Origin of the sequence: Enterococcus sp. AZ095a (genome assembly GCF_050546735.1) — a bacterium.
Classification (GTDB): domain Bacteria; phylum Bacillota; class Bacilli; order Lactobacillales; family Enterococcaceae; genus Enterococcus_D; species Enterococcus_D entomosocium.
The window spans coordinates 3,514,432-3,536,697 of the sequence record NZ_CP172953.1; the positions used below are offsets into that span (position 1 = coordinate 3,514,432).

Here is a 22,266-nt window from a genome sequence, read left to right on the forward strand (position 1 = left end):
GTTAATTATGAAACTTCATTCCATGTGGCAAGAGTATCCAGCACTGCAAGCTGACTTATCTGCCTCCTTGCAATTGATGGAAAAATCATTAAAACTAAAAAACAAAGAGGTCGAACAAGCGATCCTGTCCATGATCCATTCAGGTGGGAAACTGCTGCGTCCTGCTTATCAGCTGCTCTTTTCTGCTTATGGCAGTGACAAAGATCGCGAAAAAGCCGTCGCATTGGCGGCTTCGATCGAGATGCTCCACACTGCTTCGCTGATTCACGACGATATCGTCGATCATGCGGACACCCGACGCAAGCTGCCGACCATTCGTTCCGAATTTGGCAACGATGTCGCTGTCTATGCTGGTGATTACCTCTTTGTCTGCTGCTTTAAATTGATGGCGGATTATGCCAGCTCCATGAAAAGCTTGCAGATGAATTCCCGTAGTATGGAAAAAATCCTGGCCGGCGAATTAGGACAAATGAGCAAACGATACGATTTGTCCGTCACTATCGAGGATTACTTAGAAAACATTCGCGGCAAAACCGCTGAGTTGTTTGCTTTAAGCTGCTTCATCGGGGCTTACGAAAGCGGTACTTCTTTGCGCTTTGCCAATCAAGCCCGTGAGATCGGCGAAGCCATTGGCCTTGCCTTTCAAATCATGGATGACGTCTTGGATTACAGTCAAGATGCGACTGCCTTAGGAAAACCAGTATTGGAAGATGTTCGGCAAGGCGTCTATTCTTTGCCGCTGTTGATGGCATTGAAAAATGACCGCCAACAACTGTTGCCACTGCTGGAAAAACAAGCTGCCATGACTGAGGCGGATACCCATGAAGTCTATCGGATCGTCCAAGAAAGCGCCGGGATTGACGAAGCCAAGAAACTCGCTGCCGACTACACGAAAAAAGCTTTGCAAGCGATCCAGAAATTGCCTGAGACCAAAGATGAAACCAAAACATATCTTTATCAGATCACTGCTCAGATCCTTGGGCGTCAGAACTGATCAAGGATCTAGGATAAACCCAGCAGCTGGGATCATACTGAAATAAGCCCCCAAGGTTCGATTTCTGATCTACTTTTGGGGACTTTTTAGTTGATAGCTAGAATTTTATACGCAAAAAAAGCCTCAACGGACAACTCATCTGTCCGTTGAGGCTTTCTTTCTTTTAACGCATCGTCACAAATTCTTCTGACCCCGTCGGATGAATGGCAACGGTTTGATCAAAGTCTGCTTTTGTAGCACCCATTTTGATGGCTACAGCGAAGCCTTGCAGCATTTCATCGACACCGATCCCGATGCCGTGCAGACCGATGATTTTTTCTTCTTCTCCTAAGCACACCAATTTCATCTCACATTTTTGGCGATACTCATTTAAAGCAAAGTACATCGGTGTAAAGCGCGAACGATACACCTTTATCTGCTCTTGGCCGTATTTTGCCAAGGCTGCTTCTTCGGATAAACCAATCGTGGCAATCGGTGGATGCGTAAAGATGACCGTCGGTACTAAGTGATAATCCAAGTACGCATCGCTTTGACCGTTGAACAAGCGCTCAGACAAGCGACGACCGGCGGCGATCGCAACCGGGGTCAAATCCAATTTTCCAATGACATCGCCCACTGCAAAAATCGAGTCAGCTGTGGTATTTTGATATTTGTCCACAATGATAAACCCTTTTTCATCCAATTGGACATCGGTGTTTTCCAGACCTAACTTATCCGTATTCGGCACGCGACCACCAGCAAAAAGGACGCAATCGCCGGTCAAGGTTTCGCCATTTTCAAAGTGAACGAGATACTCGTCACCTTCTTTAATGATACGAGAGGCAACGTAGCCTGCATAAGTTTCGATTCCTGATTCTTGGTACATCTCCACGAGATTATCCGCAAGCATCTTGTCAAAGGTTCGTAATGGCCGCTCTTTGCGGTACGCCCAAGCCACTTGGCTGCCCAGCTGTTGGCTGACCCCGCTGATTTCGGCTGCGATGTAGCCTGCCCCTAAGACGACCATACGCTTTGGTGCTTCTCGCAACGCAAAAAAACCATTCGAGTCAATGGCGTACTCACCGCCGGGAATATTCATCGCGCTAGGTTTTCCACCGGTGGCAATCAAAATGTTTGCTGCATGGTAGTTTTCCCCATTGACGGTAACCGTGTGGTTATCCACAAACTGTGCATAACCGTGGATAACTTCTACATTATTGCTATCTAAGCCTTTTTGATAGGCTGTGTGTAAAAAATCAATGTATTTTTCACGGTTATCCACAAGCTCAGTGAAATTAAATTTATCCACATGTGGATAAATGCCGTAGCTAGTTGCGTCCCGCTTGATCATTTCTAACATCTCACTGGCTTGCCACATGACTTTTTTCGGCACACAGCCGACATTGACACAGGTGCCGCCTAATTCATTGCCTTCGATCAATAATACTTTGGCGCCGTGCATTCCTGCTCGATTGGCTGAGGCGATCCCGCCGCTGCCGCCGCCAATTACTATGTAGTCGTATGTTTCCATATTTGTTGTTTCCTCCTTAAGATTGTCTATGTTCTCATCGATCCTTTTTGGCTGGATTGATTCAACAAAAAAAGCCGAGAGAAACTCTCGACCTTATTTTTTCTTCCGAATCATGTCTCCGACTTCCACCGGTTCTTTGACCGGCATCGTCAGCAGCATCATAGGATTTGGTGCACGATCGATGGATTCACCGTCTTCATTATACATGACTTCGACGGTTTGGTGAAAGTGATGGAATCCGGGACCGTAAAATTCGATTTCATCGCCGACGGAAAAGTGGTTCCGTTGCCGGATCGTAGCTGTTTTCGTTGCCGGATCATATGCCATGACTTCCCCAATAAACTTGTATTGTGGAATTTTCCGACGTGGACCAAACAACTGCTCATTTTCACTCGGGGTATCATAGTAAAAGCCTGACGCAAGCTCGCGCTGCGCAACTTTCCACAGTTCATCGATCCATTCTTGTTTGCAGACATAGTTCTCTGGATCGGCCATGTAACTGTCCACGGCTGCTTTATAAACGTTCGCCACGGTTGAAACATAGTGGATCGATTTCATGCGGCCTTCGATTTTGAAACTATCCACGCCGTTTTCAATCAGATCAGGGATATGTTCGATCATCGACATATCCACGGCACTCATGGAGAATTCTTCTTCCACTGTCCCATTCTTGGTCAAACTGTTTCGTTCCGTTGCAAACGGCATGTCAAACAGATCATATTTCCAACGGCAAGATTGCGAACAGCCGCCGCGATTAGCGTCTCGCATCGACATATGATTGGACAAAGTACAACGGCCAGAATACGAAATACACATGGCGCCATGAATAAAGGCTTCGATCTCCACGCTGGTATTTTTGCGGATCTCAGCGACTTCCTCCATCGACACTTCCCGAGCGAGGACGACCCGTTCTAGGCCTTCTTCTCGCCAAAATTCCAACGTTTCATAGTTCGTGGCACTGGCTTGGGTGGACAAATGGATCGGTAGACCCGGCGCTTCTGTTGCGCAGATCTGGATCAAAGCGGGATCAGAAACAATCACGGCCGAAATACCGACATCTCGCAATTCCCGAAAGAACTCCCCTGCACCTTCTTGATTGCCCTCATGAGTCACCATGTTGGCTGCTACATAGACTTTTGCGTTGTGGGCTTTGGCAAAAGCTACCCCTTCCGCCATTTCTTCATAGGTAAAGTTTCCCGCGCGACTCCGTAGGCCATAGGCATTGCCGCCGATATAGACAGCGTCAGCGCCATAGTGGATCGCTGTTTTTAATTTTTCTAACGTACCAGCTGGTGCTAACACTTCTGGTCGTTTCAATGCTTGTTTAACGGTCATTTGTTCTTGCTCCTTACTTGATATCGTCAGGATCGATGGCATAAAATCCAGTGTCTAACCCACGTTCTGCCGGATGAAGTTGGGCAACTTGTTCACTGAGCACAGCAGCTTGCTCTGCTTGCCACTCCCCACTTTCTACAAGGGTCTTGGCTTGGGCAAACAGTTTAGCAATTGCCACAAAGGCTGCCCCTCGTGTATAGATTCCGTCCAACTTCCAGGTTTGAAAGCCTGTTTCGGCTAATTCCGCCAGCTGCAGCATCAAATTAATGTCGTTATTGGCAAAAATGTGCGTACCGTGGCTATCTTCATAAATGGAATAGTGGGTTTCTTCTTTTTTCGGTTCGGATAAAAACAACCCACGATCGTGGTTCTTTTCTTCCGATTGTTGGGTATAGTTATAATAATTTTGTAAAAGCGGACGCTTCGATTGGTGAATGCAGGTCGCACCATAAACCAATACTTCCACAGGAATATTTAGTTGCGGGGCCATGATTTTCATTTCCTCGAAAGGAACTTCTCGCGCTAAAACGGCTGCCCTTGCCCCTTTTTGTCCCCAAAAATTGATTTGACGAGCGCTTGTTACTAAGGTTTCCCCTGCATAGATAAATGGCAAGGCACATTCTGGATTTTGCTTCATGCGGTAAATGATCCCAGGATCTCCGAGAGCGATTTGATCGGCTTGATTGGTCTTCAGAAATGCTAGGTATTCTGGAATCAGCTTCATTTTTTCTGGGTGCATGATGCCATTGACCGCGATCGTCACTTTCTTTCCAGCTTCGTGGGCCATGTCGATCAGTCTGATTTGCTCTTCACGAGAAAAAGAGGCCGGTAGGCGCAGCCCAAATGTCTCTTCTCCAAAAAACAATGTATCAACATAAGGGATCAGCTGCTGTGCTTGCTCGATCGATTCCACCGTGGCGATAATCTCAACCATAATACTCCTCCTTTTTTCAACTCATTCATAGTATCACACAGCAGGATTCTTTCCAAGAGGTCTCGTTACTCTTTTTTTCACGAATAGCGCTTTTCTCATTAATCAATCGTTGTCATAAAGCTATTTAGAAGGATATTTTTTTGTGAATCATCAATCATAATCAGTGGATAATTCTTGATCACTACTAGACATAACAAGACAAAAATGCGGCGTTCCTATGGATGCCGATTGCTCGACCATAGAAACGCCACTGCCGTTATTGGCTCGACTTAAACTTGTTGCAAGACCCGTGCTTGTCCCTCTTTGACATTGAGGGTGATCGATCCTTTGGAAGCACCGATCGTCACTTTGTCACCTAAATGAATTTGTCCTGATAGGAGTGCTTCACTTAAACGGTCTTCGACTTCTTTTTGCAATGCTCGACGAATCGGCCGTGCCCCATATTCTGGATCAAAACCAGCTTTACCGATCACATCAATGGCAGATGGCGTGATCTTCAATTGGATGTCTTGGTTGCCTAATCGTTTGATGATCGCTTTGCTCATGATCTTCACGATCTCGTGGATCTCCCCTTCACCTAAGGATTGGAAGACCACTGTTTCATCCACACGGTTCAAGAACTCTGGACGGAAGGCTTTTTTCAGCTCTTCTAAGATCCGTTTTTGCATCGCTTGGTGATCTTTCGTTAAATCAGTGACATTGAACCCAACGCTTTTTTCTTCGCGGATTTGTTGGGCACCGATATTAGAGGTCATGATCAAAATCGTGTTGCGGAAATCGACCTTCCGACCTTTGGCATCCGTCAAATGGCCATCATCCAGCACTTGCAAGAGGATATTGAAGACATCGGGATGGGCTTTTTCCACCTCGTCCAATAAGATGACGGAGTATGGTTTTGAACGGATTTTTTCCGTCAATTGCCCACCTTCATCGTAGCCGACATAGCCTGGCGGTGAACCGATCAAACGGCTCGTGCTGTATTTTTCCATAAATTCGGACATATCGACACGAACCAAGGCATCTTCACTACCAAACATCGCTTCTGCTAAGGCTTTGGCAAGCTCGGTTTTCCCGACACCGGTCGGGCCTAAGAACATGAAGGAACCAATTGGACGGTTGGGGTCTTTCAACCCACTGCGGGCGCGACGGATCGAACGAGCGACTGCTTTGACCGCTTCTTCTTGGCCAACTACCCGTTGATGCAAGATCTTTTCAAGATCCAACAAGCGTTCGCTTTCTTTTTTCTCCATCTGTTGCAAAGGTACACCAGTCCATTGGGAAACGACCGTGGCGACATCTTCTGCAGTAACACTATCGGCATAGCCTGATGCTTCTTTGACTTCCATAAACGCTACTTCCGTCAGCTGTTGGGTCAATTTCTTTTCCTTGATCCGTAAACGAGCTGCTGCTTCAAAATCTTGCTGACGAATAGCGGCTTCTTTTTCTTCGATCAAGTTGGCGATCTCGTTTTGCAGATCTGCCAATTCTGAACTTTCATCGGTTTTGTCTAAACGCACTTTGGCAGCTGATTCATCCATCAAATCGATGGCTTTATCTGGTAATTGGCGCGAATTGATGTAACGCACGGACAGTTGCACAGCGGCGTGTAACGCATCATCAGAAATTTCCACCCCATGATGTTCTTCATAACGAGGACGCAAGCCCCGTAAAATTTCTTCCGCTTCTTCTGGTGTCGGTTCGTCAACTTGCACCCGGGCAAAACGGCGTTCTAATGCAGAATCTTTTTCAATGTATTTTTGGTACTCATCTAGTGTCGTGGCACCGATGGTTTGCAATTCCCCACGGGCTAAGGCTGGTTTCAGAATATTCGAGGCATCAATCGCCCCTTCTGCTCCGCCGGCCCCAATCAGTGTATGCAATTCATCAATGAATAAGATGATTTGACCATCTTGATAGATCTCATCAATGATTTTTTTCATTCGGTCTTCAAATTCCCCACGATATTTCGTTCCGGCAACTAAAGCCCCCATGTCCAGCATCATCAAGCGTTTGTTTTGCATGTCTTCTGGGACTTCCCCATTGATGATTTTTTGGGCTAAGCCTTCGGCGATCGCGGTTTTCCCAACACCAGGTTCCCCCACGAGAACAGGGTTGTTTTTGGTCCGACGGCTAAGGATCTGGATCAGGCGTTTGACTTCTTTGGCACGACCGACAACAGGATCCAACCGTTTTTCACGGGCTAATTTGGTCAAATCACGGGCTAAGGAATCCAAGGTCGGTGTTCCTTGCTGCGCTTTGGCTTGGGCTGGACGACGACGACCAGCACTTCCGTTGGTTTTGCTTTCATTGAAGCCCATTTTTTTCTTCAAAAGCTGACGCATTTTCGCGAGACTCAAGCCGAGATTCAGCATGATTCGAGAAGCCAAAATGTCTTCATCTCTTAATAAGCCTAATAATAGATGTTCAGTACCGATTTGTGGTGCCCCTAAGCGTTTGGCTTCATCCCCTGCATAAGCAAATGTATGTTTTGCTCGTGGTGAATACGCGAGATAGGCGTTTTCTGGGTATTGACGGACAGTGCCATACCCTGTTAAATGTTCGATTTCTTCACGAATATCATTTTCTGTGATATTCATTTCCCGCAAGGTTTTGCCGGCAATCCCGTTTTGTTCAATGACCAATGCCAATAGAATATGTTCAGAACCTACTGCTTGGTGCTTAAAGTATTTTGCTTCTTCTTGGGCGATAGCCAAAACGGCTTTCGCGCGTTGGGTGAATAATTCATCCATCTCTTTCACTTCCTGTCTTCGTAACTTAATCGTTCTAGAATTGCATGGAGCAAATCAGCTCGTGTTCTATTTTCATAAGGAGAACGTCCTAGAACTGCTTTCGCGATGACGGTCAATAATAAGTTGCCTTCTCGCTTGGACAGGATTCCTTCCTCATAAAGTTTCTGGATTATTGCATACGCATCTTTTTCCGAGATGGTTTCATCGAATAGTTGATTCATTTCTTTTAAGTAGTGGTGGCTGTCCGTGATTTTGACTTTTTCGATCCGAATATAGCCGCCCCCGCCGCGTTTGCTTTCAACCGCATAGCCTCTTTGAACGGTGAAGCGGGTATTGATCACGTAGTTTATTTGTGAGGGCACGCAGTTGAACAAATTTGCCATTTCCGCGCGACGAATCTCAATGGTTTCACTATCTTCAAGAATTTTCTTCAAATATGCTTCAATCAAATCGGAAGTATTGTGATGACTCAATTCATTCCCTCCCTTGACTAATTCTGACCTTCATTATACCCAATTTTTGAATCCTTGGAAAGATGTACGCTTGCACAAAAGGAAGGTCTAAAGGAAATTTTAAAGACACCTGTGTCTCACTATAAGGTTTAGAAACAAAAACAAGCAGCTGGACGGGGAACAAAAAGAAAATTCTTTGGTCCCCGTAAGCTGCTTGGTTAAAGTATTTGATTTTAGCTAGTTTCTAATCACTTTCTGAGCTACTTTCACTCGTAGCGCTTGAATCAGAGGAATCATCTGAACTACTGCTTGGCGTCGATGAGGACGAATCATCTGGTTCAGGTCCTCTAGAGATCGTGACCGTTACAGTGGAGCCAACTTCGACGGAGGTTCCAGCACCTGGAGAGACACGGACAACATGTCCAGCTGGTACCGAGTCATTATAGCCGTCCTCTTCCTCAAAAGTTGAGTCCAATCCCGCTTCATTCAAGTCTGCTTCTGCATCGGCTTGGCTTTTCCCAACGATTCTTGGTACATTGACCATTTCCTGCCCACTGCTGACCGTCAAAGTGATGGTCGTTTGGGAAGTCACCACCGTTTCACCTGTTGCGGGTGCTTGGGCGATGATCGTGCCTGATGGTTGACTGCTAGATTGATAGTTCACTTCGATCTGTGATCGGTCGACACCACGAGAAGTCAATGCTGCTCGTGCATCTGCCTCTGTCATGCCATAATAGTTGTCCATTGCGAAGCTATCTGGTCCGGAGCTGACCTTAAAGGTGATTTCGTCTTCTGCTGGGGAAACTTCCCGCCCTGCTGCTGGTGATTGACTGATAATATCCCCTTCATCGACATCATCTGACGACTCTAGCTCTTCTTTGATTCTGTCTTCATCAAAGCCCAAATCGATCAACTCTTTTTTGACATCATCAAAGGAGCGACCTTCATAGTCATCAAGGGTGATTTTCTTGGTTCCGCTACTGATGTAGAGGGTCACGACGGAATTCTTTTTGACTTCATTGCCTTCTGGCGGATCGGTCTTGACGACATTGCCTGCTTCGACTTCATCGTCTTCGATTTCTTCTACCTCGTCTGCCACTTGTAAGCCAGCGGCTTCCAGTTCGGCCCGGGCGGCCGCTTCTGTCTGGCCGTTGACTTCAGGAATCGCTACATCCCCCCGACCACCGCCGAATAGGAAATAACTGCCTATGCCTAGCAGTGCGATCACCATAATGACCGGCAGCAGCAGCCAGCGTTTGCGTTTTTTCTTTTTCGGTTTCGCTGATTCTTCGGCTTGATCCGCAGCCGTTTCTGCCACGGGTTCTTCCACTGGCGGCGTTTCAACTTGGGCTGCTTCTACAGGGGTCAGCACTCTCGTTTCATCCATCAGGGCATGAGGTTCCCATCTCGGTTCATTGAGTCGATCAGGTGACAATACAGTATCAAGATCCGCTCGCATTTCATCGGCAGTTTTGTACCGATCCGCCGGTTCTTTGGCGGTCGCCTTCAATACGACGTTTTCCAGTGATTGCGGAACATTTTTGTCATAGATCCGAATCGAAGGGATCTCATCTTGGAAATGTTTCAGGGCGATCGTTACGGCTGATTCGCCATCAAAAGGTACTTTGCCGGTTAAAATTTCATAGAGAATGATCCCAATCGCATAAATATCTGATTGATTGGTCGCCATACTGCCTCGTGCTTGTTCTGGTGAAAGATAATGCACCGAGCCTAGCATCGAGTTGGTTTGGGTGATCGATGTTTCTGATAGGGCGATCGCGATCCCAAAATCGGTGATTTTCACCACGCCGTCTTCATTGATCAGCACATTCTGGGGCTTGAGGTCCCGGTGAATGATGCGGTGTTGATGGGCCAGCGCTACCGCTGATAAGATTTGTTGGATGATATCAACGATCTGCAAATAAGGTACTGGATAGTGCGTTTGGATATAGCGCTTGAGATCCATCCCTTTGACATATTCCATCACCAAAAACTGCATGCCGTCTTCTTCGCCGACATCATAAACGGTTACGATGTTGGGATGAACCAGCTCAGTCGCCGCCAATGCTTCTCGTTGAAAGCGCCGAATCGCACTTTGGTCGTTTTGGAAGTCAAAACGAAGCACTTTGATTGCCACTTCACGGTCTAAGATCAAGTCATGCGCCAAAAACACATTTGCCATTCCGCCGCTGCCGATATTGCCGATGATTTTGTATCGGCCGTTTATCTTCTTCCCAATTTCGATCATGGGCGCTCTCCTCCAACTTTAATCAATAATACCGTGATATTGTCGACACCGCCGCGTTCGTTGGCTTGATCGATCAATGATTGCACTGCTTCTTCCAGCACAGGGGTTTCTTGGATCGTTGCTGTGATCTCTTCATCTGAGACCATGTTGGTCAATCCGTCTGAACACAGCAGCAAATAATCCCCGTCTGCAATAAAGTGGATCGCCACATCGACTTCGACTTCGCTTGGCATGCCGATCGAGCGGGTCAAAACGTTTTTGCGAGGATGATTCAAGGCCATTTCTGCTGTGATTTGTCCTGACTTCACCAATTCATTGACCAGTGAATGGTCCTCTGTGATTTGGGTCAGCACTTGATTGCGTAAAAGATAGGCACGGCTGTCCCCGACATTGGCAATCGTAAACTGGTCGCCTAATAAGGCCACAGCAATGATCGTGGTGCCCATGCCGCTAAGTTCTTCTTGTTCTTGTCCTTTTTGGAAAATCACTTGGCTTTCTGCTTGGATTTTTTGGATCAGCCATTGGGCAGTTTTTTCACTGTCTGTCAGCTCTGTCTGTTCCCAAGCGGTGCCGATCTCACTGACTGCTTGACGGCTAGCGACATCTCCGGCCCGGTGGCCCCCCATGCCATCGGCAAGCAAGGCCAATGTCACATTGGCTTTATTTACATAGGTTGCTGCAAAATCTTGGTTTGTGTTGCGACGTTTGCCGACATCTGTTTGAAAACGAATCTCCAATTTCTTTCACCTCGTTACTTTTTGCGTAGACAACTGATAAAAAAGCCATCTGTCATAAAATCTTGCGGATAGATCGTCAACATATCCTCTTGAACCGCTTCGGCTGCCAGCGGTCCTACCGCAAGAGGCATTTGCTCAAATTCAGGATGGTCAGCGAGAAACGCTGCCACGACTTGTTGATTTTCTTCCTCTAGAATCGTACATGTGCTGTAGACCATTATACCCGATTTTTTCAAGGTTGGGGCGGCACTTTCCAAAATCTCTCGCTGAATCTGCGGCAAGCGTTGGAAATCGGCCTCCGTCTTGCTGTATTTGATGTCCGGCTTACGGCGCATCAACCCTAATCCAGAACAAGGGGCATCCACTAAGATGCGATCAAATTGTTCGGGGGCAAAGGTTTGAGCCGTCTCTCGGGCATCCATCACACGGGTTTCCACAACTGCTTCTACGCCTAAACGTTGGGCATTTTGCTGAATCAGCTTAACCTTATGGGCATGGATATCCAGTGCTGTCACTTTGCCGCCCTCTGCGGCAGACAAGAAGGCAGCGATATGGGTCGTTTTGCCTCCTGGTGCGGCGCAGGCATCCAATACTTGATGGTCCCGGGCTACTTGTAAAACGGGGGCAACCAGCATCGAACTTTCATCTTGGATCGTCAGTAAGCCTTCTTTGTAGAGGAAAGAGCCCGCCATAAAGCCTTTGTCAGCCACAACCCCATAGGGGGAAAGCTCACTTGGTCGTGCGTCAATGCCTTCTTCTTGCAGCCGTTCGATCGCTGCTGCTTGCGAGATGCGCTGCAGGTCGATACGACCACTGGCATGATTGGGTTCAAATAAGGCATAGCCTAGCTCACTGGTTTCTTCGATCCCAATTTGTTTGACTAGTTTCTTCGTTAGCCATAAGGGCAGGCTGATTTCCGTTGCTAAACGTTCCATTGGGTCTTTAATCAATGCCAAGTCTGGCACTCCTTGTCGTTGGATCGTGCGCAGCACGCCATTGACGAATTTACCAGTCCCCGGATTGCCTTTGGCTTTCGCAATATCCACGGCTTCATGAATGATGGCATGGGCGGGTACTTTATCGAGATACAGCATCTGATACAAGGAAAGCCGCAGCAGCGTTTTGACCCACGGGTCGACTTTGCGGGCATTTTTAATAAACCGGTCCAAATAATAATCCAATAAAAGCTGACGACTGATGGTGCCGTACACCAATTCAGTCAGTAAGCGACCGTCCTTGTCATTTAAACGCCCTTGATTCATCAATTCCCGCAGCAGTAGATTGGAATAAGCACCTCCTTTTTCGATTCGCAACAACGCTTCTAGTGCCACAAAACGCACTGTATATTGTATGTCTCCAAGATTACGCTTCATAGGTACCTACCTGATCCCCTTTTTGAATCTGTTGTCCACTGCCGTTTAAGAATGCGGCAATGTCTTGTCGGCCTTTTCCAGCTGGCTGCAATTCATCGATAGCCAATACCGTGCCTTCCCCACAAGCGATCAGCAACGTTTTTTTCGTCCGTTCAATGATCGTTCCTGGCTGGGCTGTCGTCGTTTGCTCCAGCGGTGTTACTTGCCAAAGCTTCCAGCGGTTGCCGTTTTGTGTCGTAAAGGCGATCGGCCATGGCCGCATGCCTCGGACTTGGGCATCGATTTGCACCGCCGTTTTCTGCCAGTCGATGGCTTCTTGTTCACGGCTGATATTCGGCGAGAAGGTTACTTTCGCTTCTTCTTGCGGAACCGGCTGCAACTCTCCTGACAAGATTTTCGGCAGGGTTTCCAGCAGCAAGTCTTTGCCTAATAGGCTCAACTTATCAAACATCGTCCCCACATCATCTTGTGCCGTGATCGGCAAACGAGCTTGAGCAAAAATACCGCCAGCATCCATTTTTTTGATCATTTCCATGATGGTTACACCCGTTTCTTGCTCGCCTTCCATGATGGCATAATGCACAGGTGCTCCGCCACGGTATTTCGGTAGTAAGGACGCATGAACGTTGATAGCGCCATACTTCGGTACTTCTAGTAAAGCACTAGGTAAAAATTGTCCGAAAGCTGCCGTGATCAGCAGATCAGGTGCTAAAGCTTGAATCTGCTCCATTTCTGGTGACCCACTGATTTTTTCTGGTTGTAAAACCAACAAGCCATGCTTCAACGCCGCTTCTTTGACGGGTGTCGGAGTGATGGTTTTTTTGCGACCGACGGGACGATCCGGCTGTGTCACGACTGCTGCCACTTCATAGCCGGCTTCAAGCAAGCCTTCTAAAATTGGGACGGAAAACGCCGGGGTACCCATAAAGACGATTTTAGTCATTTTCATGTTCCTCCATATACTTTTCTAAGTCTTCTTCAGGAATGCGTTCGACGAGCTTGTCGACAAACAGCACGCCATTTAAATGATCGATCTCATGCTGCATCGCACGCGCCAAGTAACCGAATGCTTCCACTTCCATTTCTTCTCCTTCTCGATCGAAATAGCGGACAGTGATCTCGTCTGCTCGTTTGACGGTCCCAAAGGTGTGGGGAATACTCAAGCAGCCTTCCACATCAAGGGATTCACCAGAAGAAGCGATGATCTCAGGGTTGATCATTTCAAAGCGATCGTCTTCTTCGACTTCCACGATCGCCACTTGCAGGTTTTTGCCGACTTGCGGTGCGGCAATACCGATCCCGTCATGGGCGACCATCGTTTCATAAAGGTCGTCTAGTAGCTGAACGAGTTCATCGGTAATTACTTTGACGGGTTTTGCTTGCCGACGAAGACGTTCATCGGGGGTGATAATAATAGGATAACGCATATTTTCTCCTCTAAATAAAATTCAACGGCTCTTGGTCAATCGATACGTACAATCCTTTGCGCTGATCGATTTGACTTTGATCCAACAGACGGGTCAACAAAGCAGGTAGCTGCGGTTCATTTTTGTATTTAATGATCAATTGGTAGTAATAACGGTTTTTCACCCGCAAAATCGCACTTGGTGCCGGACCCAACAAAATACTGCGCGGTGACAGCTCCTGCTGCAGATCCCGCGCGATCGCAAACATCTTCTGAGCGGCGACTTGCTCTTCGGGATGGCTGCAGGTGATTTTGACGGTGAAATAATACGGTGGATAACCGCTTTGGTGCCGCATCCACATCTCTTTTTGATAGAAATCTTCGTAGTCTTGCGACTGCGCCAACTGGATGGCATAGTGCTCAGGGTTGAATGTTTGGATCACCACTTCGCCGGTTTTTTCCGCCCGACCTGCCCGACCACTGACCTGAGTCAGCAGCTGGAACGTCCGTTCACTCGAACGAAAATCTGGCAAGTTCAAGGCCGTATCGGCATTCAAGACCCCTACCAGCGTGATATCAGGAAAATCCAAGCCTTTGGCGATCATTTGAGTCCCTAACAAAATATCCGCTTTTTTCTCCCCAAACAAGGTCAAGATTTTTTCGTGGGCGCCTTTTTTGCGGGTGGTATCGACATCCATCCGTAAAACCCGCGCTTCGGGAAACAGTTCCTTCAACTCTTCTTCCACTTTTTGCGTGCCCGTTCCGTAATAACGAATCTTGTCTGCATTACAGTTGGGGCAACGATGGGGGATGTGTTCTTCATGTCCGCAATAATGACAGCGCATCGTTTTGGTATCCATATGGAGCGTCAAGGAGATGTCGCAATTTGGGCAAGGCAAAACATACCCACAATCGCGGCACATCACGAAGGAAGAGTAGCCGCGCCGATTCAGTAGCAAGACGATCTGTTCTTTCCGGGCCAAGCGGTCTGTGATTTTTTCCTGTAACGGACGAGAAAAGGTTTGATACTTTTTGTTGGCAAATTCGGTACGCATATCCACGACTTCGATCTGCGGTAATTGCGCACTGGTTTTTGCCCGTTGATTCAATTTCAATAGGCGGTAGACTTCTTTTTGCGCCCGGGCACGAGACTCCAATGACGGCGTCGCACTGCCTAACACCACTGGACAGTGATGGTACTGGCTGCGCCAAATCGCTAAATCTCTCGCATGGTAACGAGGGGCTTCATCTTGCTTGTAGGAAGCTTCGTGCTCCTCATCGACGATGATGACCCCGATGTTTTTCAACGGAGCAAAAATCGCCGAGCGGGCGCCAACCACCACCTGCGCCTCCCCACGTTCGATCTTACGCCATTCATCGTATTTTTCACCTTGGGACAAGCCGCTGTGTAAAACAGCCACTGCGTCGCCGAGACGGCTTTTAAAGCGTTCGACCATTTGCGGGGTCAAAGCGATCTCCGGTACGAGCATGATCGCGGTTTTGCCTTGTTTCAGCAATTGGGCGATCGCTTGCAGATAGACTTCTGTTTTTCCACTGCCGGTGATCCCTTCCAGTAAAAAAGTCTGCGCCTCTTGGTTATCCGCACAAGCAGTGATTTGCGCTACTGCAGCTGCCTGTTCTTCATTTAATTCAAGGGGGACCGTTTTTTGAAATTGACGGTCTTTGTAAGGATCACGGTAGGCTTCAACTTCCGTAAAGGTCAGCCAGCCAGCTTCTTGTGCTTGGTTCAAAGCCGCGGTGGAAATCCCTTGTTCGGTAAAAAAGGAAACCGGCAAGCGGGCTTCCTCTGTCAAAATCTGTAAGATTTCCAGCTTGCGTTTGGCCCCTTTGCGCAGCTGTTGCTGGACGGCGGGGATTTCTGCTGGCTCGATCCTACGTTCAATATAACGGGTCATTTTCGCTTTGTTTTTATTTTTCACGAGGTACTGCAGTTCAACTACTGCGGCTTCCCGCAAAGGCTTCAACTGCGGCAGCAGCCCTGCACTTTCGGCGGCTTGCCAGCTGAGGATGCCGTCTTCGGGAAAATATTCTTTGATGGGATGATTTCCTTCGAGTAAAACGATCTGCTTTTGGTACTCGGCTTTCATCACACTAGGCAGCATCGTCTGCAAGCAAGTAATCTTAAAGGCAAAGGTCGTTTCCTTCATGTAGTCGGCTAATTGGAGAAGTTCTTCATTGACGACAGGCGACAAATCCAACAAACGAACGATTGGTTTTAAGGTCTGTTGCGGTTCGGCAACTTCTGAAAGCCCGACGACGAACCCTTGGATATGGCGGTCGCCTTTGCCAAATGGCACTTCGACCCGCATTCCTGTCTCAATGGCGGCTTGTAATTCTGATGGGATCAGATAAGTAAAAGGCTGATCGGTCTGCATCGTGGGAACATCCACGATCACTTCTGCTATGTACGCCATCTCTTCTCCTCCTTTTAGGTTCTATTTTACTAAATGGGCTGGGGTTTGTCTGTACCCCTTACAAAAATTTAACCATCGCCATTCAAAAGAAAAAGCCAGAACACAGGCGTGCTCTAGCTTGCTTTTGTCTATAGCTTTTGTTCGTCGCGGATACGCGCTTCTAATTCTTTTTGTTCTTGGTCTTTTTGCGCTTTGCGCTCTTCTTGTTCCATTTTCAAACGGGCCCGTTTGATTTCCGGATGCGGATCATTAACGACTAATTCCGCTTCGATTTCTTCAAGCGCTTGACCCACGCTTTTCACTGAATCAAAGTTTTCTAATGTTGCTTGCGCACCGGCATCAAGTTCATGCGCCCGTTTGCTTGCTAAGATCACTAATGAATATTTTGAGTTGACACGATCCAACAAAGAATCGATTGAAGGTTTTAACATCATATTTCTTACAGCTCCTCTAACATTTTGATATAGGTTCCGATCACTCGGTCAACGCGAAAATGTTCACTCGAAATAATTTCGCGAATTCGTTGGACTGCCTTAGGTACTTCATCATTGACAACGGCATAATCATACAAAGCCATCATTTCGATTTCTTCACGGGCGACACGCATCCGTTCATCGATCACTTCGGCAGAGTCGGTTCCTCTTCCTGTAATACGAGAGCGTAATTCTGCCAGATCAGGTGGCGTCAGAAAAATAAACACACCATCGGGAACTTTGTCTTTTACTTGTTTTGCCCCTTGCACTTCGATCTCTAAAAATACATCTTTTCCTTGATCCAGTGTTTGTTGGACATAAGATAATGGGGTGCCATAATAATTGCCGACATATTCGGCGTATTCCAGCATTTCACCGGCTTCGATCAAGGCTTCAAATTCTTCCCGCGTGCGGAAATAGTAATCGACCCCTTCCACTTCCCCCTCGCGTTTTTGACGAGTGGTCATTGAAACGGAATATTGAAAATCGTTGTCGTCACTCTCAAAAATTGCTTTGCGCACGGTCCCTTTCCCTACTCCGGAAGGTCCTGATAAAACTATAAGTAATCCTCGCTCTGACATAATGACGTCCTTTCACTGACATTTGCTTAACGTCTATTTTGCACTTTTTTTCAGCAACTTTCAAGAACTACTTTATTATAATGGGAATTTCATGAAATTGCTAGTCTACACTTCGGCTGCTTTCTTAAAAGCCCATGTTGCTTAAGGTATTGATGACCCCTGCTAATTCGTCTTTGGCAGTGATCGCTTTTTCGGTCGGATCCGTCACTTCTTGGCAATCGATACGTACGATGTACCGACGATTTAAAGAAACAGCTACGCCATCAACTAGTAGATGAAGAAAATCCGGCTCGATGGCTACGCAGGCATCTTCCCACGCAGAGAAATTCTCTTTATCAGAGGGAATACTGCGCTTGATGACATTTTTTCCGCTCAGTTCGTGAAAGGTGATATCGTAATATTTCATTGGTTCATTCCTCCTACTCGATGTTTTGAACTTGTTCTCTGATTTTCTCAATGATCGTCTTCATTTGGACGACACTGTTTTTGATTTGGATCGGACTTGATTTTGAGCCAATCGTATTGACTTCTCGGTTCATCTCTTGGATCAAGAAATCCAGCTCTCGACCTATCGGCGTCTCAGCTGCCAGCAGCTCCGTCATCGTCGTTAAATGGATACTTAAACGATCCAGTTCTTCGTGGATATCGCCGCGTTCTAATAAAATCGCCAACTCTGTCAGTAAACGATCGCGATCGACTTCTTCCCCTAAATAAGCAGTCAGTTTCTTTTCAAAGCGTTCTTGGTAGTCCGCCTCATAGAGGGCCACGAATTGTTTGAGTTCTGTCAGCTTTTCCTGCAGCTGTCGCTGGTTTTCTTGTAAGATCTGCAGAATGCCTTGCCCTTCCACCCAGCGGCTTTGGTCGATCGCTGCCAACGCTTGGTCTAATGCTTCCATCACGCCATCGGCTAAGGTGCTTTCTTCTGGCTCTTGATCAGAGATCGTTAGAAAAGCCTCATGGAGCAGGAATTGTTCCAGCAATGCTGCTTTTGGCAGCTCTGTCAGGTCAAAACGGGCGTTGGCTTCGGTATCGATCTCCTGCATGAAACGTTCCAGCAGGTCCCATTGGATCTCGATCTGTTTCGTATTTGCGGTTTTTTCTTTTAACGTCACATACAATTCGATTCGCCCCCGCTGGAGGGTCTGCTTGATCGACTGCCGTAAAGCACCTTCTAGAGGATTCAATTGTTTGGGCATTCGCAGCTGCAGGTCCAAAAAGCGCTGATTGACACTTTTGATCTCAATTTCGATCTGCACATCTGGCGTTTCTGCACTGCCTTTGCCAAAACCAGTCATACTTTTCATTTGATCACTCCTCACCGTTTTGCTTTCTTACATGGAAAGCAGGGCTTTTTTAAGTTCTGCAAATTCTTCATTGGATAAGGTCACGCCTTTGCCCATCTTCTCGTGCTCTGGGCCCCAATCTCTCAGATCAAATTTTGGCGGACGCCCATTCCAGCTCACCAAATTCAATTCTTTGCGCCAGCCTCTTTGATTTTCCGAAAGCACGGCGATCTCTTCAACGATTTCATACGAAAATTTATCCATTTTCTGCTCCTTTCAAAAGATAGTGACTATACGCTGCCATTAAAGCAGTCAGCGGGTAACGCCGACGAATCTGCTGAAGGGCGGGCAGATTCAATTGCTGCGTCCGATAAAAAAAGAAAAAGCGGTTTTGCTCGGACAAGACAAAAAAACGGTCGCGATAATAGCTCAGCCACTCGGTGATCGACCAGGCATCGGCTTCTTCCACTGCCTTTAGCGCAATTTTTTCAGCTAAAGCCGTTAGCATCGTTTCCTGCTCATAAATCACCGTAGGCGCTAGATACAATACTTTCGCGGTACACTCTATCAGTATACGCCCCCACTGCTCAAATGGCACATCCTGTTGATAGAATTTACGCATTTTTTTCCAAAATTCTTTTTTCTTTAGTTCCTGATAAAGCAACGGGTCTGTCTGGCGTAGCTCTTTCAAAAAGCCCCGCCATAACGGCTGAAAATCAACCGTCTTTTCAAAGGTATACCAATGGCCTTGGTATTTGCCGAACACTTTCAAGGTTTCCAAATAGCCCAAGGTCATATTATCCAGCGAACGCTGGGCATCAAAAACCAAAAAGCTGCCTAAGGACCAAGGAGACCCTAACGAAAGTTGCGCAGTTTCTTCCGTCAAAACCGTCCTTTTATTGATGCCGGGTCCTTGGACATCCACGGTGATACATTCCGTTGCCCCCTGCTGTAGAGCGACATCGATGGGCAGGTTGTTGCGATAGCCGCCATCGATGTAATAGGCGTCATTAATTTTTTGCGCCTGCATCGCTGGATAAAATGAGGCGGATGCCAATAACCAATGCAGGTTTTCTTCTACTGCTGATGGATCAAAGGCATAAACCGTCTCCTTGAAATCTGGCAGACGAGTCGTACAGATTAGCAAATGACAAGCAGTTTGGCTGAATTTTTCTTGATCAAAGGTCTTTTGCAAAAGCTTTGCCAAGGGTTCGGTACTGGCGCCGTTGCTTTTGACCGCTTCACGGACCAGCGAGTTGGCTTGATTCATCAAATCCCGCAGTGTTTGGGCTCGTACCGAAGCAAGCGGATAGTGCAATACTTGCTCGCTGGAGATATTTGCCCATAAATCGACGGCCGCTTCCACATCGTTCATTAAAATCAAGGCACCATTCAAGGCACCGACGGAAGTTCCCGTGATCCATTCAAAGGTGATGCCCCGTTCTTGCAGCGCTTGCCAAACCCCGATTTGATACGCCCCATGAGCACCGCCACCGCCTAAAACCAGCGCCGTCTGATAAGCTAGCGCTTTTTGATACCCTTGAGGGACCACCTGATACCCTTGCTGGATAAACCACTCCGCCAAGGGGGTCCGATGAGGAAGCTGCCACAAGACGGCTGCTACAAAGCGACTGCGGGCGAAGTTTTCTGTCACGGCCAGCAGTTGTTTCCAAGTAAACTCGGCGGCCGCTTCCACCAGCAGATTGGTGATAGTCAGTGTCTTTTGGTCAAAATCAAACTGCCCAGCAAGGTAAAGACGTCCGTAACGGCTGTCGATCTGCCAGCCCTGCTGCGCTATATCGGCTAGAAAGGCTCGTCGCGCTTTTGAATGCGACTCAAAAAAGGAAAAGACGAGTCGGCTTTCTTGAAATCCTGCCCTTTGTGCAAGAAAATCGATCGAAGTCAGTTTTTTCACTTTCATCAAGACGCCTCCTTATGCAAAAAAGAATAGACGAATGACACGCCAGCTGCCGTACCACTCGAGCTATTCTTTTGATTAAAATGTTCGTTGTGCCATGTTGAATGCTGCCAACATCTCATCCGTTGCTTCGTCGACAGGCGTTACAGATTCCAGATCACCTTGGATCACACGACGGGTGACACCGCCCATTTCCCCACAGGTGATCAGCGTGATCATTTTGCGGCCTTCTACTTCGTCAAGCAAATAAACATCGGTCGGGTCGACCCGCACAGAAGAAGTCGCAGTATACGTGTAAATATTTTCCAGATCGGTCACATAGATAGCCGCCCCGATCGCGACATCATCCAATGGTGTAAACAGGAGCTCTGGCGATTGAGCGCGATGGCTAGCTAACGCGTAATTGCCTTCCCCCATTTTTTGGGTGGGACTTAACGTACCAGCACCATACAGCAAGGCCTCGTTGGCCAAGCCTTTAAAAATCGGCAGATTGATCCCAACACTGGGAACCGCCACGCCGCCGATCACTGGCAAAGCTTTGTTGCTCAGCTGCGCCCGTAAGACTGCTTCTGAACTTGCCGGCTCCACGGCATCAAAATCAAAGGTCGCTTCCGCTTCCATATTTTTTTCGACCTCACTACGATCAATGGTGCCGACTGCGTATGCTTCACCTGTTTGTTTAATAAAATAATTTTTGATTTGATTATTAAAAATCAATGCTAAACCAATCAATAACAGCACAAGCAAAAAGAGATTGCTCAGCCAATTCGAAAGTCTGCTTTTCTTTTTTCTCATAGGTTCTCGTCTCCATTAGTTTCTTCTTTTATCATACCAAAATCCTCATAAAGACGCCAATTTTGGCCAGTTTTTTTACGAAAAGACAAGATTTGCCTTTTTTTGTCGAAAAAGGGAACTTAAAAATTGTTTTTTCTGTTATTTTGTAATATAACTTTAAACGAAAAGATACAAGCAATTTTCAGCGCTTTGTTGTAGAATGAACTTAGTATATAGGAGGGATCGATCGGCATGTCTAACACGATTTACGTACATATTGATACAACCAGCAATGCCGTCTTGACCCGCGGGCTTGCCCCCCAAGATTTTAACAAGAGCATCGTCCATCAGCCCAAGAATTTGCTCTTGCTTGATCCTTCCAGTGATTTCGGCGAATTCGACGGTCATACGGGCTTAAAAGTGATACGCGGAATGGAAGATGTCCAACTGTTTTTTCAGCAAATCAACAAAGGTCGCATTGCCGAAGAAATGAAGTGGATCGATTTTAATGATTACGAGATGGTCAAAGAATTGACGCCTTTAGAGATCTCCGAATTGTTATATTTTGGCCACATGAAGACACACCTCCACTCCCCTTTCTTTTACAAACTGCAAAATAACTTTGTTTTCTTTGACTTAAAAGATGCACGTTCCCGCGTTTATTATCGTTACTTAGATGAGTATTACCGGATCTTGGCGGATCGGATCACCCGCATCGTCTTAGAAAAAATCAATGATCGCCTCTCCTTTTTTAAAAAAGCAACACCGGTGGAAAAACTCGATTTTAATTTGCTGAAAGAGTTGCGGGGAATCATGCAAGAAGGCATCGTCTTCTGTCTGACACAAGAACAACTGATCGATAAAACTTATACGATCCCAATCTATCTGTCAGAAGATGCTGGCTTGAAAAGCACATTGGTCAATCAAAAAGAGTTAGATCAAATTGCAGTTTTGCGCTACTCAGCCAGCAAAAAAAACTGGTCGTTGGAAATTGATCAAGAAGATTTGGCTTTTGGCTTTTTCGACAAAAAAATGTCTTGATGCTTCTCTTTTTCAAAGAGCAT

At 46.9% G+C, this 22,266-nt stretch carries 20 protein-coding genes; 2 read left to right on the plus strand and 18 right to left on the minus strand.

Annotation, left to right across the window (positions count from 1 at the left end):
* The first annotated feature begins 7 nt into the window (after positions 1–7).
* Positions 8–994 carry a polyprenyl synthetase family protein gene (locus tag IGJ26_RS16225; protein WP_176257019.1) on the plus strand — a complete coding sequence of 329 codons (987 nt, stop codon included), beginning with the start codon at positions 8–10 and terminating at the stop codon, positions 992–994.
* Positions 995–1,157: 163 nt separating this feature from the next.
* On the opposite strand, the gene gor is transcribed toward IGJ26_RS16225, so the two are convergent.
* The 18 genes from gor to IGJ26_RS16315 form a co-directional block, all read right to left on the minus strand.
* On the minus strand, positions 1,158–2,504 hold the full coding sequence (gor, locus tag IGJ26_RS16230) for a glutathione-disulfide reductase (RefSeq protein WP_005230323.1): 1,347 nt from the start codon (positions 2,502–2,504) through the stop codon (positions 1,158–1,160).
* Positions 2,505–2,597: 93 nt separating this feature from the next.
* Positions 2,598–3,839, minus strand: coding sequence for a peptidase U32 family protein (locus tag IGJ26_RS16235; protein WP_008381725.1), 1,242 nt, complete (start codon positions 3,837–3,839; stop codon positions 2,598–2,600).
* Positions 3,840–3,852: 13 nt separating this feature from the next.
* Positions 3,853–4,773 carry a peptidase U32 family protein gene (locus IGJ26_RS16240; RefSeq protein WP_016612060.1) on the minus strand — a complete coding sequence of 307 codons (921 nt, stop codon included), beginning with the start codon at positions 4,771–4,773 and terminating at the stop codon, positions 3,853–3,855.
* 269 nt (positions 4,774–5,042) lie between these two features.
* Positions 5,043–7,523, minus strand: a complete 2,481-nt coding sequence (locus IGJ26_RS16245) for an ATP-dependent Clp protease ATP-binding subunit (protein WP_008381720.1) — start codon at positions 7,521–7,523, stop codon at positions 5,043–5,045.
* A gap of 5 nt (positions 7,524–7,528) precedes the next feature.
* The gene (locus IGJ26_RS16250) at positions 7,529–7,996 is read right to left on the minus strand and encodes a CtsR family transcriptional regulator (RefSeq protein WP_005230319.1); all 468 of its coding nucleotides are present in this window, start codon (positions 7,994–7,996) and stop codon (positions 7,529–7,531) included.
* A gap of 223 nt (positions 7,997–8,219) precedes the next feature.
* Positions 8,220–10,223: a Stk1 family PASTA domain-containing Ser/Thr kinase gene (gene pknB / locus IGJ26_RS16255; protein WP_005232981.1), complete on the minus strand. Its 2,004-nt coding sequence runs from the start codon at positions 10,221–10,223 to the stop codon at positions 8,220–8,222.
* The gene (locus IGJ26_RS16260) at positions 10,220–10,960 is read right to left on the minus strand and encodes a Stp1/IreP family PP2C-type Ser/Thr phosphatase (RefSeq protein WP_005230317.1); all 741 of its coding nucleotides are present in this window, start codon (positions 10,958–10,960) and stop codon (positions 10,220–10,222) included. The genes pknB and IGJ26_RS16260 overlap by 4 nt, the downstream gene beginning before the upstream one ends.
* Positions 10,961–10,974: 14 nt before the next feature.
* Positions 10,975–12,333, minus strand: coding sequence for a 16S rRNA (cytosine(967)-C(5))-methyltransferase RsmB (gene rsmB / locus IGJ26_RS16265; protein ID WP_086316704.1), 1,359 nt, complete (start codon positions 12,331–12,333; stop codon positions 10,975–10,977).
* Positions 12,323–13,276 carry a methionyl-tRNA formyltransferase gene (fmt, locus tag IGJ26_RS16270; protein WP_315044188.1) on the minus strand — a complete coding sequence of 318 codons (954 nt, stop codon included), beginning with the start codon at positions 13,274–13,276 and terminating at the stop codon, positions 12,323–12,325. The genes rsmB and fmt overlap by 11 nt, the downstream gene beginning before the upstream one ends.
* The gene (def, locus tag IGJ26_RS16275) at positions 13,269–13,760 is read right to left on the minus strand and encodes a peptide deformylase (protein WP_005230314.1); all 492 of its coding nucleotides are present in this window, start codon (positions 13,758–13,760) and stop codon (positions 13,269–13,271) included. Before def ends, fmt begins: the two co-directional genes overlap by 8 nt.
* A gap of 10 nt (positions 13,761–13,770) precedes the next feature.
* Entirely contained in the window at positions 13,771–16,173 is a 2,403-nt protein-coding gene (priA, locus tag IGJ26_RS16280; RefSeq protein WP_144330826.1) for a primosomal protein N', read from the minus strand.
* Between the two features lie 128 nt (positions 16,174–16,301).
* Positions 16,302–16,607, minus strand: coding sequence for a DNA-directed RNA polymerase subunit omega (gene rpoZ, locus IGJ26_RS16285; RefSeq protein WP_005232977.1), 306 nt, complete (start codon positions 16,605–16,607; stop codon positions 16,302–16,304).
* Between the two features lie 5 nt (positions 16,608–16,612).
* Positions 16,613–17,227, minus strand: a complete 615-nt coding sequence (gmk, locus tag IGJ26_RS16290; protein ID WP_005230308.1) for a guanylate kinase — start codon at positions 17,225–17,227, stop codon at positions 16,613–16,615.
* A 124-nt stretch (positions 17,228–17,351) separates the two neighbouring features.
* Positions 17,352–17,633: a hypothetical protein gene (locus tag IGJ26_RS16295; protein ID WP_005230307.1), complete on the minus strand. Its 282-nt coding sequence runs from the start codon at positions 17,631–17,633 to the stop codon at positions 17,352–17,354.
* Between the two features lie 13 nt (positions 17,634–17,646).
* Positions 17,647–18,531, minus strand: coding sequence for a YicC/YloC family endoribonuclease (locus IGJ26_RS16300; protein WP_061053501.1), 885 nt, complete (start codon positions 18,529–18,531; stop codon positions 17,647–17,649).
* A 27-nt stretch (positions 18,532–18,558) separates the two neighbouring features.
* Positions 18,559–18,774, minus strand: a complete 216-nt coding sequence (locus tag IGJ26_RS16305; RefSeq protein WP_005230288.1) for a YdbC family protein — start codon at positions 18,772–18,774, stop codon at positions 18,559–18,561.
* The gene (locus tag IGJ26_RS16310) at positions 18,767–20,431 is read right to left on the minus strand and encodes a patatin-like phospholipase family protein (protein ID WP_430599754.1); all 1,665 of its coding nucleotides are present in this window, start codon (positions 20,429–20,431) and stop codon (positions 18,767–18,769) included. Before IGJ26_RS16310 ends, IGJ26_RS16305 begins: the two co-directional genes overlap by 8 nt.
* Positions 20,432–20,506: 75 nt before the next feature.
* Positions 20,507–21,223, minus strand: coding sequence for a class A sortase (locus IGJ26_RS16315; protein WP_005232974.1), 717 nt, complete (start codon positions 21,221–21,223; stop codon positions 20,507–20,509).
* A 231-nt stretch (positions 21,224–21,454) separates the two neighbouring features.
* Here IGJ26_RS16315 and IGJ26_RS16320 point away from each other — a divergent pair, with 231 nt between their 5' ends.
* Positions 21,455–22,243, plus strand: a complete 789-nt coding sequence (locus tag IGJ26_RS16320) for a hypothetical protein (RefSeq protein ID WP_005232973.1) — start codon at positions 21,455–21,457, stop codon at positions 22,241–22,243.
* Positions 22,244–22,266 lie beyond the last annotated feature (23 nt).

Excerpts from the sequence above, each read along its gene's own strand:
- IGJ26_RS16315 (WP_005232974.1), bottom strand. The coding sequence starts at position 21,223 with ATGAGAAAAAAGAAAAGCAGACTTTCGAATTGGCTGAGCAATCTCTTT.
- gmk (WP_005230308.1), bottom strand. The coding sequence starts at position 17,227 with ATGTCAGAGCGAGGATTACTTATAGTTTTATCAGGACCTTCCGGAGTA.
- IGJ26_RS16300 (WP_061053501.1), bottom strand. The coding sequence starts at position 18,531 with ATGAAAAGTATGACTGGTTTTGGCAAAGGCAGTGCAGAAACGCCAGAT.
- def (WP_005230314.1), bottom strand. The coding sequence starts at position 13,760 with ATGCGTTATCCTATTATTATCACCCCCGATGAACGTCTTCGTCGGCAA.
- gor (WP_005230323.1), bottom strand. The coding sequence starts at position 2,504 with ATGGAAACATACGACTACATAGTAATTGGCGGCGGCAGCGGCGGGATC.
- rsmB (WP_086316704.1), bottom strand. The coding sequence starts at position 12,333 with ATGAAGCGTAATCTTGGAGACATACAATATACAGTGCGTTTTGTGGCA.
- priA (WP_144330826.1), bottom strand. The coding sequence starts at position 16,173 with ATGGCGTACATAGCAGAAGTGATCGTGGATGTTCCCACGATGCAGACC.
- IGJ26_RS16320 (WP_005232973.1), top strand. The coding sequence starts at position 21,455 with ATGTCTAACACGATTTACGTACATATTGATACAACCAGCAATGCCGTC.
- IGJ26_RS16310 (WP_430599754.1), bottom strand. The coding sequence starts at position 20,431 with ATGAAAGTGAAAAAACTGACTTCGATCGATTTTCTTGCACAAAGGGCA.
- IGJ26_RS16240 (WP_016612060.1), bottom strand. The coding sequence starts at position 4,773 with ATGGTTGAGATTATCGCCACGGTGGAATCGATCGAGCAAGCACAGCAG.
- IGJ26_RS16305 (WP_005230288.1), bottom strand. The coding sequence starts at position 18,774 with ATGGATAAATTTTCGTATGAAATCGTTGAAGAGATCGCCGTGCTTTCG.
- pknB (WP_005232981.1), bottom strand. The coding sequence starts at position 10,223 with ATGATCGAAATTGGGAAGAAGATAAACGGCCGATACAAAATCATCGGC.
- IGJ26_RS16225 (WP_176257019.1), top strand. The coding sequence starts at position 8 with ATGAAACTTCATTCCATGTGGCAAGAGTATCCAGCACTGCAAGCTGAC.
- IGJ26_RS16235 (WP_008381725.1), bottom strand. The coding sequence starts at position 3,839 with ATGACCGTTAAACAAGCATTGAAACGACCAGAAGTGTTAGCACCAGCT.
- IGJ26_RS16245 (WP_008381720.1), bottom strand. The coding sequence starts at position 7,523 with ATGGATGAATTATTCACCCAACGCGCGAAAGCCGTTTTGGCTATCGCC.
- rpoZ (WP_005232977.1), bottom strand. The coding sequence starts at position 16,607 with ATGATGTTAAAACCTTCAATCGATTCTTTGTTGGATCGTGTCAACTCA.
- fmt (WP_315044188.1), bottom strand. The coding sequence starts at position 13,276 with ATGACTAAAATCGTCTTTATGGGTACCCCGGCGTTTTCCGTCCCAATT.
- IGJ26_RS16295 (WP_005230307.1), bottom strand. The coding sequence starts at position 17,633 with ATGAAATATTACGATATCACCTTTCACGAACTGAGCGGAAAAAATGTC.